10 protein-coding genes are annotated in these 13,977 nt (G+C 67.5%); 6 read left to right on the top strand and 4 right to left on the bottom strand.

The features are described 5' to 3' along the window. Positions 1 to 288: 288 nt before the first annotated feature. From SPHPH_RS0111735 to SPHPH_RS0111760, 6 genes are all read left to right on the top strand, one after another. Entirely contained in the window at positions 289 to 2,610 is a 2,322-nt protein-coding gene (locus SPHPH_RS0111735) for a TonB-dependent receptor domain-containing protein (protein WP_028966860.1), read from the top strand. A gap of 28 nt (positions 2,611 to 2,638) precedes the next feature. Continuing rightward, entirely contained in the window at positions 2,639 to 5,059 is a 2,421-nt protein-coding gene (locus SPHPH_RS0111740; RefSeq protein ID WP_037488503.1) for a TonB-dependent receptor, read from the top strand. Between the two features lie 5 nt (positions 5,060 to 5,064). Beyond that, on the top strand, positions 5,065 to 6,156 hold the full coding sequence (locus SPHPH_RS19610; RefSeq protein WP_037488505.1) for a glycerophosphodiester phosphodiesterase: 1,092 nt from the start codon (positions 5,065 to 5,067) through the stop codon (positions 6,154 to 6,156). 154 nt (positions 6,157 to 6,310) lie between these two features. Then, entirely contained in the window at positions 6,311 to 6,673 is a 363-nt protein-coding gene (locus SPHPH_RS0111750) for a DUF6481 family protein (protein ID WP_028966862.1), read from the top strand. Further along, the gene (locus tag SPHPH_RS0111755) at positions 6,670 to 7,341 is read left to right on the top strand and encodes a spermidine synthase (protein WP_028966863.1); all 672 of its coding nucleotides are present in this window, start codon (positions 6,670 to 6,672) and stop codon (positions 7,339 to 7,341) included. Before SPHPH_RS0111750 ends, SPHPH_RS0111755 begins: the two co-directional genes overlap by 4 nt. Before the next feature lie 334 nt (positions 7,342 to 7,675). Further along, positions 7,676 to 8,644 carry a cation diffusion facilitator family transporter gene (locus SPHPH_RS0111760; RefSeq protein ID WP_028966864.1) on the top strand — a complete coding sequence of 323 codons (969 nt, stop codon included), beginning with the start codon at positions 7,676 to 7,678 and terminating at the stop codon, positions 8,642 to 8,644. 1 nt (position 8,645) lies between these two features. Here SPHPH_RS0111760 and SPHPH_RS0111765 read toward each other — a convergent pair whose 3' ends face one another. From SPHPH_RS0111765 to SPHPH_RS0111780, 4 genes are all read right to left on the bottom strand, one after another. Next, a complete protein-coding gene (locus SPHPH_RS0111765; RefSeq protein ID WP_028966865.1) occupies positions 8,646 to 10,730 on the bottom strand; it encodes a prolyl oligopeptidase family serine peptidase in 2,085 nt (694 codons plus the stop codon). 404 nt (positions 10,731 to 11,134) lie between these two features. Further along, the gene (nadA, locus tag SPHPH_RS0111770; RefSeq protein WP_028966866.1) at positions 11,135 to 12,133 is read right to left on the bottom strand and encodes a quinolinate synthase NadA; all 999 of its coding nucleotides are present in this window, start codon (positions 12,131 to 12,133) and stop codon (positions 11,135 to 11,137) included. Between the two features lie 245 nt (positions 12,134 to 12,378). Beyond that, positions 12,379 to 13,086 carry a DUF4230 domain-containing protein gene (locus SPHPH_RS0111775; protein ID WP_028966867.1) on the bottom strand — a complete coding sequence of 236 codons (708 nt, stop codon included), beginning with the start codon at positions 13,084 to 13,086 and terminating at the stop codon, positions 12,379 to 12,381. After that, positions 13,071 to 13,928 (bottom strand): MBL fold metallo-hydrolase, encoded by an 858-nt coding sequence (locus tag SPHPH_RS0111780; protein ID WP_028966868.1) that lies wholly within the window; start codon positions 13,926 to 13,928, stop codon positions 13,071 to 13,073. Before SPHPH_RS0111780 ends, SPHPH_RS0111775 begins: the two co-directional genes overlap by 16 nt. Positions 13,929 to 13,977: the final 49 nt, after the last annotated feature.

Below are 13,977 nucleotides of genomic sequence, written 5' to 3' on the forward strand. Positions count from 1 at the left end.
GGCGTAACGCCGCGCCGCCCCCACCCCGTCATTCCCGCGCAGGCGGGAATCCAGACGCGCAGGTCCGTCAATAGAAGCGCAACCGTCCAAGGTTCTGGATTCCCGCCTGCGCGGGAATGACGGGGGCACGCCGATCACCCGCGCACAAATGCCACGCAATCCGATAATTAACGCGATCGGCCCGACCGTCACGAACCTGCAACCAATCGGTCACGCGGACGAAAAGAGCAGCGCCCAAAGGCCCGGCAACGACGGCCGTTAACGGCTGCGTCATCAAAGGGATTCACCATGCTCCGTTCGATGCTGCTCGCCGGCAGTGCGCTGTTCGCCGCCACCGCGACCCCCGCGCTCGCCGCGGATACGCCGCCCGCCATCCCTGCCGCCGACCTGCCCGCCGAAACCCCGGCCGACACGCAGGGCAGCGAGGTGGTCGTGCTCGGCTTCGGTCAGGCGCGGCAGGTGCAGACGATCACCGCCGTCGACATCGAACGCCAGACCCCCGGCACCACCCCGCTCAAGGCGCTGGCCAAGCTGCCGGGCGTCAATTTCCAGTCCGCCGACGCCTTCGGTGCGTATGAATGGTCGAGCCGCATCTCGCTGCGCGGCTTCAACCAGAACCAGCTCGGCTTCACGCTCGACGGCATCCCGCTCGGCGACATGAGCTACGGCAACGCCAACGGCCTGCACATCAGCCGCGCGATCATTTCTGAAAACGTCGGCACGTCGACCGTGGCGCAGGGCGCAGGCGCGCTGGGCGAGGCATCGACCTCGAACCTCGGCGGCACACTGCAATTCACCTCGCGCCGCCCGTCCGACACGTTCGGGATCGCGGCTTCGGGCACTTACGGCTCGAACGACACCTGGCGCGGCTTCGTGCGCGTCGACAGCGGCGACCTGACCGGCAACGGGCTGCGCGGCTATCTCAGCTACGGCTATCTCGAAGCCGGCAAGTGGAAGGGCGACGGCGTCCAGCGCCAGCATCAGGCGAATGCCAAGCTGGTGCAGGATTTCGGCGCGCGCGGCGCGATCACCGCCTTCTTCAACTTCTCGGACCGCCGCGAGAATGACTATCAGGACCTCAGCCTCGATATGATCCGGCGGCTCGGGTACGACGCCGATAACCTGAACCCCGATTATGCCACCGCGGTGCGGATGAGCCAGGTCTATTGGAACCAGCAGACGCGCGCCGCCTCGGCGACCGCGACGCTGCCCTATCCCAATGCCGGGCTGACCTTCCCGTCACCCTATACCTCGGTCGACGACGCCTATTTCGACGCTGCGGGTCTGCGTCGCGATTATCTGACCGGGATCACGATGGACGCACCGGTCAACGATGCGATCAAGCTGTCGCTGACCGGCTATTATCACGGCAACGAAGGTCAGGGCGTGTGGGTGACGCCCTATGTCCGCACGCCCGGCGGCGCGCCGCTGTCGATCCGCACGACCGAATATGGCATCGACCGCTTCGGCTCGATCGCGCGCGTCTCGGTCGATACCGGCGCGAACCACCTCGAACTGGGCGGCTGGTTCGAAGCGAACGGCTTCCGTCAGGCGCGGCGCTTCTACGGCCTCGCCGATCAGCCGACGTTGTCGCGCAACGTGCTGAGCTTCCAGCGTAACCCGCTCGCGACGCAGTTCAACGTCGATTTCCAGACGAACACGACCATGTATTATGTCAGCGACCGTCTGACCTTCGGTCAGCTGACGCTGAACGGCGGCTGGAAGGGCTACAAGGTCTCCAACAAGGCGATCCCGCTGGTCGGCACGCTCGCCAGCGGCACGATCGACGCGCGCGACTGGTTCCTGCCGCAAATCGGTGCGGTTTACGGCTTCGGTCCCGCCGAGGCGTTCGTGACCTATACTGAGAACATGCGCGCCTTCGTCTCGTCGGCGACCGGCGCCTCGCCGTTCGCGACCACGCAGGACGGCTTCAACGCCATCCGTAACAAGCTGCGTCCGGAACGGTCGAAAACCGCCGAAGCCGGCATCCGCTTCCGCTCGGGCGGGTTCCAGGGATCGATCGCGGGCTATTACGTCGACTTCGCCAACCGCCTGCTCGCCTACACCAACGGCGCCGGGATCGTCGGCAATCCGGTGACGCTCCAGAACGTCGGCGGGGTGGAGAATTACGGCGCGGAGGCCACCGCGCTCTACAAGATCACGCCCCCGCTCTCGATCTTCGCTTCCTATTCGTACAACCACTCCGAATATAAGGACAACGTGCTGGGCGCGAACGGCGCGCTGATTACCGCAACCCGCGGCAAGACCGTCGTCGACAGCCCGCGCCACATGGCCAAGGGCGAGATCGTCTATGACGACGGCCGCTTCCTCGCGCGCGTCGGCGCCGATTACATGAGCAAGCGCTACTTCACCTACACCAACGACCAGTCGGTCGGCGACCGCGTGCTGGTCGACGCGACGATCGGCTACACGATCGGCGACCTTGGCGGGCTGCACGGCGTCCGTATCGAGGGCAGCGCCACCAACCTGCTCGACAAGCGCTACGTCTCGACGATCGGCTCGAACGGCTACACCGGCAGCGGCGACAACCAGACGCTGCTCGCCGGTGCGCCCCGCCAGTTCTTCGTCTCGCTGCGCACTGGCCTCTGATCGCCTCCTCTCTCGAAAGTCCCGTTAGATGCGTCATCTCCTGATCGCGGGCGTCGCCCCGCTTGCCCTGATCGTCTCGGCCCCGGCACACGCGCAGAACGTCGCGCCGCCGGCCGGCGACAACGCCGCCGCCGCTGCCGAACCGGTGGGCGACGACGTCATCGTCACCGGCACCGCGACGCGCGCGGTCGCGCAGATCACCAATGTCGATATCCAGAAGGTGCTGCCCGGCATCAGCCCGCTCAAGGCGCTCCAGACGCTGCCCGGCGTCACCTATCTGACCGCCGATCCGTGGGGCAACAATGAGCAGAACATCTCGCTGTTCGTCCACGGCTTCAACGCGCAGCAGCTCGGCTACACGCTCGACGGCGTGCCGCTTGGCGATCAGCAATACGGCAATTACAACGGCCTGAGCCCGCAGCGCGCCACGATCTCGGAGAACGTCGGCCGCGTTGTGCTCGCCTCGGGCGCGGGCGATCTCGGCACCGCCTCGACCAGCAACCTCGGCGGGACGATCGACACCTTCACCAGCGATCCGAAGCCGACGTTCGGCATCTCCGCGGCACAGACCGTCGGCAGCTACGAGGCGACGCGCAGCTACGTTCGCCTCGACAGCGGCGACATCGGCCAGAACACGCGCTTCTACATTTCGGGCGTGCGCCAGCGCGCACGGGCCTGGGACTTCGAGGGTTATCAGAAAGGCTGGCAGGCCAATGCCAAGCTGGTCCACGACGACGCGATCGGCAAGCTGACCGCCTATTTCGCCTATTCGGACAAGGCCGAGCCCAACGAGGACGCGACCGTCGTCTCCGCCACCCAGACGTACCAGCCGTATATCCGCCCGTTCCTTTATCCGAACTTCGCGGGCATGCAGGCGTATCTCGCCAACCGGCTGCCGTACAACAACGCCGCCAGCTATGCGGCATCGGGGTCGAACTACAGCAATTACTACAGCGCCGCGCTGCGCACCGATTATCTCGGCTATGTCAAATACGACTGGAACGTCACCGATCGCGTGACCTTCTCCAACCAGGCGTATTTCCACCACAATGACGGCGTCGGGATCGTCGCCGGCCCGATCACCGTCGCGGGACTGCCGCAGCTCTTCTCCTTCTATTATCCGGGCGTCGCCGGCAGCAGCCCGACCTCGACTGCCAATCTCGCGCGGCTGTCGACGATCTTCGGCGGCTCCGGCCTCGCGACGCGCACCACCGAATATCGCATCGACCGCGTCGGCGGCATCTCGACGCTGCGCGCCGAACTCGGCAACCACACGATCGAGCTGGGCGGCTGGTACGAGCATCAAAGCTCGGCCGCCTACCGCCGCTGGTACGCGCTCGACGTCAACAATCCGTCCTCGCCCTATGAGCGGCCGCTCGACCTCGCAAACCCGCTCATCACGCAATATGGCAGCGAGATCCGCGTCACCGAGATCCAGGCGCACCTTCAGGACGCATGGAAGATCGTCCCCACGCTGACGCTCCAGGCCGGGTTCAAGAGCACCTTCCAGCATGCACGCCAGCGCGTGCCGGTGCAGCCGATCCCCGGCTCGTTCACCGGCTCGCGCGAGCTGCCGGTCGGTCGGATCAACACCGACGAATGGTTCCTGCCGCAGGTCGGCGTGCTGTGGGACGCGACGGATCACGAACAGGTGTTCGTCAACGCGCAGAAGAACATCCGTCAGTTCCAGACCAGCGCCGCCGCCGGCCTGTCGCCGTTCGCGCTCGGCAGCCAGACGTTGTTCGAATTCTTCAAGGACAATACCAAGCCGGAAACGAGCTGGACCTATGAAGCCGGCCTCCGCACCCGCCGTCCGCTCGATCTCGGCCCGCTGACCGAGTTCGAGGGCCAGATCAGCTATTATCACGTCGACTTCTCGAACCGACTCCTCGCGATCAGCCCGACCACGACGATCACCGCGATCATCAGCGGCGCACCGATCATCGCCAACGTCGGCAGCGTGAAGACCGATGGCGTCGACGCGGCGGCGACGTTGCGCTTCGGCGACCGCTTCTCGCTGTACAATGCGCTGTCGTACAACAACTCGCGCTACGCCGATAATTACACGGTCGGCGCCGCACAGACGGTCGTCCCGACCGCGGGCAAGAAGGTCCCCGGTTCGCCCGACTGGCTCAACAAGACCGTGGCGACGCTCAACGGCGACGGGGTGGAGCTGCAGCTGATCGGCGACTATATCGGTCGTCGCTATGCCACGTTCACGAACGATCTGAAGGTGCCGGGCTATTTCACGCTGTCCGGGCGGATCGGCTTCGACATGCCGCTGTCGGGCGAAGGTCTGGCCAAGAAGCTGAACGTCAGCCTCAACGTCACCAACATCACCGACAAGAAGGCCTATTCGACGATCAGCGTCGGCGCGGCATCGGGGACGTACAATTTCTTCCCGCTCGCACCGCGTCAGGCGTTCGTCACGCTCAGCGCAGGCTTCTAAGCGTGATGACCCGCCGCGCCGCCATCGGCTCCGCAATCGCGCTGGGGGTGGCCTCCACTGCCAGCGCGGCGTCGCCCGTGAAGACGCCGCTGGTGTTCGCGCACCGCGGCGCGTCGGCGCTGCGCCCCGAACATACGCTGGGCGCCTATGCCAAGGCGATCGCGGACGGCGCCGACTTCATCGAGCCCGATCTGGTCCCGACGAAGGACGGCGTGCTGGTCGCGCGGCACGAGAACAACATCGTCGAGACGACCGATGTCGCCGATCACTCCGAATTCGCCGCGCGGCGCACGACGAAGACGATCGACGGCGAGCAACAGACCGGCTGGTTCACCGAGGATTTCACGCTCGCCGAGCTGAAGACGCTGCGCGCGAAGGAACGGCTCGGCGCGATCCGACCCGAAAGCCGCAGCTACGACGGCCAGTTCCAGATCGTCACGCTCGACGAGGTCATCGACTTTGCGACGGCGGAGGCCGCGGCGCGCGGGCGGACGATCGGGCTGGTGCCCGAGTTGAAGCATTCAACCTATTTCGCGAGTGTCGGCCTGCCCGTCGAGGACCGCTTCCTCGCGGTCATCGCCGCGCACGCCTATACCCGGCGCGCGCCGGTGCAGTTGCAGTCGTTCGAGGTCGCGAACCTGCGCTACGTGCGCGGCAAGCGGCCGAAGGGCGGCAACCTCCGGCTCGTCCAGCTGATCGGCGATCCCGCGCAAAGGCCCGCCGACGTCGCCAAGGCCGGCAGCGCGCTCGATTACCGCACGATGGTGTCGTCCGCCGGGCTGCGCGAAATGGCGCGTTATGCCGACATCGTGGCGCCGAACACGCGGATGCTGATCCCGCTTGCCGCCGACGGACGGCTCGGCGCGCCCACCACCCTGGTCGCCGACGCACACGCCGCCGGGCTGGAGGTCTGCCCATGGACCTTCCGTCCCGAAAACCGCTTCCTCGCCGCCGACTTCCGCAGCACTGCCGGGCCGGACGCGCGCCACGACGCCGGCTCGGTGGCCGAGATGCGCCGCTATATCGCGCTCGGGATCGACTCTTTCTTCACCGACGATCCGGCGCTCGGGCGGCAGGCGGTGGACGGTGGCCGATAAAGCGGTTGCGCTCACGCCGCCCGGCTCGTATATTCGGATGCGGCTGGTGTAGCCTTTCGCTTCATCGGCTTTCCCGACGGCTCCGCAGCGATGCGGGGCCGTTGTGCTTTTCGTCGGTTTCGGCGTTATCGTTCCCCAAGGAGAATTTCGCAGCATGGCAGGTTACAAGGCCCCTGACTTCAACCAGCGCGCCGCCGCCGCCCGCGACGCCAAGGCACGCGCGCTCGAGGCGTTGAAGAACAAGGCCGCCCCCGATCCTGCAGAGGTCGCCGCCCGTCTCGCCGCGCGCGAGGCCAAGGAAGCCGCGGAGGCCGAGAAGCGCGAGCAGCGCAAGGCTGCGATCGCCGCCGAAAAGGCCGCCAAGGAAGAGGCGCGCGCGCAGGCCGCTGCCGAAGAAGCCGCCGCCGCCGAGGCGGCCGCTGCCGCCAAGCGCCCACCGGTCATGCCGACCGCCGCCGAGATGAAGGCGGCGCGCGACGCCCGCTACGCCGCGCGCAAGGCCCGCCAGAAGAAGTGATTCGCCCCGAACTGCTCGGGGTTGCGGAGGTGCCGGACGGGCCGCCCCTGCGGCTGTTCCGTCGCGGTGCCGACTTCATGATCGTGCTCGAACGCAACGAACTGATGAGCACGCGGATGAGCGGCTCGGAAGTCGCGCTCGGCACGATGACGTGCGACCGGTTGGCGGATTGTCCCGCCCCGCACCTGCTGATCGGCGGCTACGGCATGGGCTTCACGCTCCGCGCCGTGCTCGCCCGACTGGGGGCTGCGGCGCAGGTCACCGTCGCTGAATTAGTCCCCGGCATCATCGAGTGGGCGCGCGGCCCGATGGCGGCGCTGACCGACGGCTGCCTCGACGATCCGCGCGTCACGCTCGAGATGGGCGACGTGGGCAGAACGATCGCCGCGGGCGGCGGTCGCTACGACGCGATCCTGCTCGACGTCGACAACGGCCCCGACGGGCTGACCCGCCCCGCCAACGACGGCCTGTATGGCCCGCGCGGGCTGGCCGCGGCGCGCAGTGCGTTGCGCCCCGGCGGGGTGCTGGCGGTCTGGTCGGCCGCGCCCGACCCACGTTTCGCCCGCCGCTTCGCCGACAGCGGCTTCGCGGTCGACGAGGTCAAGGTCCGCGCCCGCGAGAACGGCAAGGGCGCGACCCACGTCATCTGGTTCGGCACGCGTCGCTAGGCCCGGTCACCGCCCCTGACCCGACCCGTCATTGCGAGCGTAGCGAAACAATGCAGTGCCGGATCAGGACTTCCTGGATTGCTTTGCCACGCTCGCAATGACGATGAGGGGCAGCAGGTGTCCCGAAACACGCCCGTCACCCCCGCGGAGGCCGGGGCCCAGTTGGGGGACGCTGATGAGGCGCATCACGCTCGGTTACGTAGACCTTCACAACTGACCCCGGCCTTCGCCGGGGTGACGGCACGGCATGGGCCGGGCGTGATAGCTGCGATCTCCGTAACCAACCTACGCTAACCGACTGTCACCCTCCCCTGCCTGATGGTAGAGGCCGCTCATGGGTCACGGGCACAACCATCACCACCATGGTCACGAGCACGGGAACGGGCACGGACATGACCACGATCACGGCCATTCCCATGCACATGCCACCCCGCCCGAACGCTGGGACAATGTGTTCGCGATCGGGATCGCGCTAAACCTCGTCTATGTCGTCGCGGAAGGCGTGGCCGGGTGGCTGTTCGACTCGGTCGCGTTGCTCGCCGACGCCGGGCACAATCTGTCCGACGTGCTCGGACTAGCGGTGGCGTGGGGTGGCGCGGCGCTGGCGCGGACCGCGCCGTCGAAGCGCTTCACCTACGGACTGAAGGGCTCGACGATCCTCGCCGCGCTCGCCAACGCGCTGCTGCTGCTGGTCGCGATCGGCGCGATCGCGTGGGAGTCGGTGCACCGCTTTGGGGCGGCACCCGCGGTGCCGGGGCTGACCGTTTCCGCCGTCGCCGCACTCGGGATCGCCGTCAACGCGATCACCGCATGGCTGTTCGCGCGCGGGCGCAAGGGCGACGTCAACGTCCGCGGCGCTTACCTCCACATGCTTGCCGATGCGTTGGTCTCAGCCGGGGTCGTCGCCGCCGGGGTCGTCATCTGGTTGACCGGCGCAGCGTGGATCGATCCGCTCGTCAGCCTCGTCATCGCGGTGGTGATCTTCTGGCAGACGTGGGGGCTGCTGCGCGAGACGGTCGAGATGTCGCTGTCGGCGGTGCCGCGCGGGATCGACTATGACCGGGTCAAGGACGCGCTCGCCACGCTGCCTGGCGTCGAGGCGGTCCACGACCTCCATATCTGGCCGATGTCGACCACCGAACCCAGCCTGACCGCGCACCTGCGCATCCCGGCCGGCCATCCGGGCGACGCGTTTCTGGAGGACGTGCAGGCGATGCTGCACGAACGCTTCGGAATCGGCCATACGACGGTACAGATCGAAACCGGCACCGCCTGCACGCTTGCCGATCCGCGCACCGTCTAGGCTATTTTCGCATCAGTTCGCGTCCCAGGAACGCATTCAGCAGCGCCGCGCGGCGCGCATCCTCGGCGTGATCGGCGCCGACCGAATGCCCGCCCTCCAGATACTCGTGGAAGTAAACGCTGTTCCCGTTCTGCTTCAGCAACGCCGCCAGCTTGCGCGCATGGCCGGGATGAACCCGGTCATCCTTGGTCGAAAGATAGAAGAACACAGGCGGATAGCGAACCCCTGCCTTCACGTTCTGATACGGTGAGTAGCGGCGGATGAACGCCCAGTCGGCTGGCTTGTCGGGATCGCCATACTCATCGATCCACGACGCCCCCGCGGACAGATGCGAATAGCGCTGCATATCCTCCAGCGGCGACCCCGCAATCACCGCACCATACAGGTCCGGCCGCTGCTGCATCGCCACCCCGACCAGCAAACCGCCGTTCGAACGTCCTGAAATCCCGATCTTTCCCTTGGCCGACACGCCGGTCCGGACCAGATCGTCGCCGACCGCGTGGAGGTCGTCGAACACGTTCTGCCGCTTCTCGCGCAGCCCCGCCTGATGCCAGCGCGGCCCATATTCGCCGCCGCCGCGCAGGTTGGCGAGCACATAGGCCCCGCCCTGCTCCACCCAGAACAGCGCCAGCGGACCGGCGCGGTACGGCTGCTCGGTGAGATAGGTCGGGGTCTGCGCATTGCGGAACCCTCCATAAGCATGGATCAGCGCCGGCGCCGGCGCGGTCGCGCCCTTCTTCGTGACCAGAAAATACGGCACGCGCGTTCCGTCGCGCGAGGTCGCAAAGCGCTGTGCCACCTGATATTTCGTCGCATCGAACCGCGCCCGCAGCGCCTGAACCGCGCGCGGCGCCGCGCCGATCCGGACCGCATAGAGCGTCGGCGGGGTGAGCATCCCTTCGACGGTGACGAACGCCGCGTCGCTCTTCCCCGTCGTTGCGCCGAGGTGGAGTGTGCTGTTGTCGGGCAGCGCGACCGGAGTCTGCGTCCAGCGTCCGTCTGCCCGCCGCCGCAGCGCGAGCAACCGGCCGGACACGTCGTCGAGCAATTTGACCCACAACACATTGTCGCTGGCCGAAACTTCCTCGATCGCCTGCGCCGCGCCCGGTGCCATCACCAACTCGCCCTTCGGGTGGCGACCGGCGACGATGTCGGGAAGCGACCAGGCGACCAGCGCACCGGCTGGGAAGCCTTCCGCGGGCTTGTTGAGCTTGGCGATCGCGCGTCCGCCGATCACATCGGTGACATCCGCCCCCTTCGGGAGCCCGAGCGGGATGAACCTGCCATCGGCGGCCTGCACCAGCAATTCGCGCTCGAAGAAGGTGTGGCCGACGCTGACCATCGGCCAGCGCCGCGTGGCGTCGACGAACGCCGCCGCGCCGACCTGCACCGCGCTGGCGGGGGATTGGTGGATGGTGGTCGCTGCCGCTAATGGCGTGCCGCGCCGCCACAATTTCGCGATGCGCGGATAGCCGGAGGTGGTGAGCGACCCTGCGCCCCAGTCGGTGGCGACCAGCAACGTGTCGCGGTCGACCCATGCCACGTCGCTCTTCGCCTCGGGCAGGACGAAGCCGTCGTCGACGAAGCGCCCGGTGGTCAGGTCGAACTCGCGGACGACTTGCGCGTCGGTGCCCCCGGGGCTGAAGCGGATGAGGCAGCGTGCGTAATCGGGTTCGAGGCAACTCGCGCCGTGCCAGACCCAGCTCTTGCCCTCCGCCTTGCCGAGCGCGTCGACGTCGATCAGCGTCCGCCATTTCGGCTTGCCGGCCTGATAGTCGGCAAGCGTCGCGATGCGCCACAGGCCGCGCGGATTTTTCGCGTCGCGCCAGAGGTTTGTGACGCGGTCGCCGAGCACGGTGTCGACCTCTGCGATCTGCGCCTCGTCATCGAGGATCGCCTTGGCGCGGGCGCGATCCTGTTCGAAACGCGGGCTTTTGGTGAGAAGCGCCTCGGTTTCGGCGTTCCACGCCTTGACCTGCTGGAGCGCGCGCGGGCCTTCGATGTCTTCCAGCCAAAGGTAGGGGTCGGCGGCGGGGGCGGCGGCGAGGACGATCGGGGCGAGCGCGAGCGGGATCAGACGTTTCATCGGTGACCAACGTAGCGGGGCGCACCGGGGATAGGAAGCGTGGTCGCGGATGTTGGCGATGGTGGCGCGGAACGGCGCGCAAATTCGGGTGCGGCTCGACAGGCGATTGAAAGGTGCGTGAATGTTTGCTGGCGGGGCTTGGGAGGCGCCGTCGATGTTTGCGGTGTGGCGCGCGGTTGGTTGTGGTTGTGAGGGGAAGAAGCGGGATCCCGGGTCAAGCCCGGGATGACCGGGGGTCGGGGCGAAACACCTTAGACCCATGCGCCGTCGCCCCTGCGGAGGCAGGGGCCTATGGCTGTGTCGTCCGGGTGGGCGGGTCGACACCGGCGCGGCGGTTTTCGGGGCGGCGTTGCGCGTAACGGGACAGACATGGGCCCCTGCCTCCGCAGGGGCGACGGCGTTCGTCAGTCGCCGGTTACCTTTGCGGGGCCGAGGTCGCCTTGCCCGACCGTCGTGCTCGCCATTTCCAGCATCGCGTCGAGGCTCTTCTTGGCCTGCACGCGCAAACCTTCGTCCATCTCGATCCGCGGGGTCAGATCACGCAGCGCGACGTAGAGCTTTTCCAGCGTGTTCAGCGCCATGTACGGGCAGATATTGCAATTGCAGTTCCCGTCGGCGCCCGGCGCGCCGATGAAAGTCTTGCCCGGCAGCGCCTTTTCCATCTGATGGATGATGTGCGGCTCGGTGGCGACGATCAGCGTGTCGCCCGTCATGGCCATCGCATAATCGAGGATGCCGCGGGTCGAGCCGACATAATCGGCGTGGTCGAGGATCACCGCCGGGCATTCCGGGTGCGCCGCGATCGGCGCATTGGGGTGCTGCGCGCGCAACTTGAGCAATTCGGTTTCGCTGAACGCCTCGTGGACGATGCACACGCCCGGCCACAGGATCAGGTCGCGCCCGGTCTTGCGCGCGAGATAGCCGCCGAGGTTGCGATCGGGGCCGAAGATGATCTTCTGCTCGGGCGGGATCTTCGACAGGATCGTCTCGGCCGACGACGAGGTGACGATGACGTCGCTGAGCGCCTTCACCGCCGCCGAGCAATTGATGTAGGTGAGCGCGATCGCGTCCGGGTGCTGCGCGCGGAAGGCCGCGAATTGCTCGGGCGGGCAGCTGTCTTCGAGACTGCACCCGGCGTCCATGTCGGGGAGGATCACGGTCTTTTGCGGCGAGAGGATCTTGGCGGTTTCCGCCATGAAACGCACGCCGCAGAAGGCGATGACATCGGCATCGGTGGCCTGCGCCTTGCGGCTGAGGTCGAGGCTGTCGCCGACGAAGTCCGCGAGGTCCTGAATTTCGGGCTTCTGGTAGTAATGCGCGAGGATCACGGCGTTGCGCTCCTTGCGGAGGCGGTCGATCTCGGCGCGCAGGTCGAGGCCCGTGAGGTTCGTCGGCTGTTCCATGTTCGCGCAGATGGCCCGTGTGCCGGGCGCAATCAAGCGGAACAGTGTGGGGCGGGTGCGGACCGAGAGGCTCCACACGCAGGTTTGGTTGTCATCCCCGCGGAGGCGGGGATCCAGACGCGCAGGTCTTCGCAACGGGCGAGACGTCAGAGGTTCTGGATTCCCGCCTTCGCGGGAATGACGGTAGGTATGGTGGGAGGACGGGGGGGTGCCGGGAGTGACGGGAGGGTGGGTAAGCGAATGCTCTACCGCGCGTTGCCGAGGACTTCCTCCAGCGAGCGCGTCAGGTCCCATTGGTCGCGGTTGTCGGGGCGGGACTCGCCGGCGAAACGCACCTCGACGTTGACGGGCAGGTTGGCGGCCTCCAGCGTGCCCTCGAACAAGCGTTCCAGCGCGCTTCGGGCGTTCTCGCGCGCCTTGGCGATGTTCTCGGGCTCGCGCGCCTTGGCGGCGACGACGTCGGTCGCCTTGGCCGACACCTTCTTCTGCAATTCGGCCATCGCGCCGCGGGGGGGCAGGATGCCGGTGGTGGTGTCGATCGTCACGCGGCTCTCGTCGATATTGGGCGCGCCGATCGTGACGTCGGGCACCTCGACCAGCAAGCGGCGGCGGCGTTCGTCGTAGCGGAAGTCGCGCGGGCGCAAGCTGCCGAGCGGGACGAAATAATCGACGTCATACGGCGCCTTGATGACGCGGACGTATTTGAGCCAGCCGAACACCCGCGTCGCGGCGGCAGTCGACTGGACGGTGCCCGACAGATGGCTGACGCGCAGCTCGTTGCTGCCGTACAGGCGCCCGGCGACGACGCGCGCGACCGCGACGCCGCTCGCATCGGTCGCCACGGTATATTTCTCGGTGAAGTAGCGATAGCCGACGAAGGTCGCGACCAGGATCGCGGTGGCGATCGCCAGCGATACCAAGAGCTTGCCGAGCCCGGTCAGATGCTCCGCCATATACCCCCCTCCTCCGCCGCCAGCCCACGCCGCGCGAGATCGATCAGATGCGCGAGCACCGAGCGCGAGGCCGCGCCGAGCAATCGCGCGTCGAGCCCGACGTACATCCGCGCGACCATCGCCGCGATCGGTTGTGGGCCTTCACGGAGCAGCCGCAGGATCTGCCCCTCGCGCTGTTTGCGGTGGCCGAGCATCCCGCGCACCAGCCGTTGCGGGCGCTCGACCGCCTCGCCGTGACCGGGGTAATAGACGCGGTCGTCGCGTAGCAGCAGCTTTTCGAGGCTGGCCATATAGTCGCCCATGTCGCCGTCGGGGGGCGAGACGACGCTGGTCGCCCAGCCCATCACGTGATCGCCCGAAAAGAGCGCGCCGGTTTCCGGGAGTGCGAAGGCGAGATGGTTGGCGGTGTGGCCGGGGGTGGCGAGCGCCTGCAACGTCCAGCCGTCGCCGGTGACCCGGTCGCCATCCGCCAGCACGCGATCGGGGGCGTAGTCGGCGTCGAAGGCGGCGTCGGCCTGCTCGCCCGCGTCGCGCACCACCAAGGGCGCGCAACCGACGATCGGCGCACCGGTTTCGGCGGCGAGGCGGCGCGCGGCGGGGGAATGATCGCGATGGTGGTGGGTGATGAGGATCGCACGGACCGGGCGGCCGGCGATCACGCGGAGCAAGGCCGCGTGGTGCGCGTCGCCGGCGGGACCGGGGTCGATGATCGCGAGGTCGTTGGTGCCGACGAGGTGCGTCTGCGTGCCGGTGTAGGTGTAGGCGGAGGCATTGGGGGCGAGGACGCGCGTCACCAGCGGTTCCAGCGTCATCGCCACGCCGGTAGGGAGGTCGTCTGCCATCTTTGCTTCACATGGCGGCGGGCGGCGGCGGGTGCAAGGGTTGGACGGT

Origin of the sequence: Sphingomonas phyllosphaerae FA2 (assembly GCF_000427645.1) — a bacterium.
In the GTDB taxonomy this organism is placed as follows: Bacteria; Pseudomonadota; Alphaproteobacteria; order Sphingomonadales; family Sphingomonadaceae; genus Sphingomonas; species Sphingomonas phyllosphaerae.

Excerpts from the sequence above, each read along its gene's own strand:
- SPHPH_RS0111735 (WP_028966860.1), top strand. The coding sequence starts at position 289 with ATGCTCCGTTCGATGCTGCTCGCCGGCAGTGCGCTGTTCGCCGCCACC.
- SPHPH_RS0111740 (WP_037488503.1), top strand. The coding sequence starts at position 2,639 with ATGCGTCATCTCCTGATCGCGGGCGTCGCCCCGCTTGCCCTGATCGTC.
- SPHPH_RS19610 (WP_037488505.1), top strand. The coding sequence starts at position 5,065 with ATGACCCGCCGCGCCGCCATCGGCTCCGCAATCGCGCTGGGGGTGGCC.
- SPHPH_RS0111750 (WP_028966862.1), top strand. The coding sequence starts at position 6,311 with ATGGCAGGTTACAAGGCCCCTGACTTCAACCAGCGCGCCGCCGCCGCC.
- SPHPH_RS0111760 (WP_028966864.1), top strand. The coding sequence starts at position 7,676 with ATGGGTCACGGGCACAACCATCACCACCATGGTCACGAGCACGGGAAC.
- SPHPH_RS0111765 (WP_028966865.1), bottom strand. The coding sequence starts at position 10,730 with ATGAAACGTCTGATCCCGCTCGCGCTCGCCCCGATCGTCCTCGCCGCC.
- nadA (WP_028966866.1), bottom strand. The coding sequence starts at position 12,133 with ATGGAACAGCCGACGAACCTCACGGGCCTCGACCTGCGCGCCGAGATC.
- SPHPH_RS0111775 (WP_028966867.1), bottom strand. The coding sequence starts at position 13,086 with ATGGCGGAGCATCTGACCGGGCTCGGCAAGCTCTTGGTATCGCTGGCG.
- SPHPH_RS0111780 (WP_028966868.1), bottom strand. The coding sequence starts at position 13,928 with ATGGCAGACGACCTCCCTACCGGCGTGGCGATGACGCTGGAACCGCTG.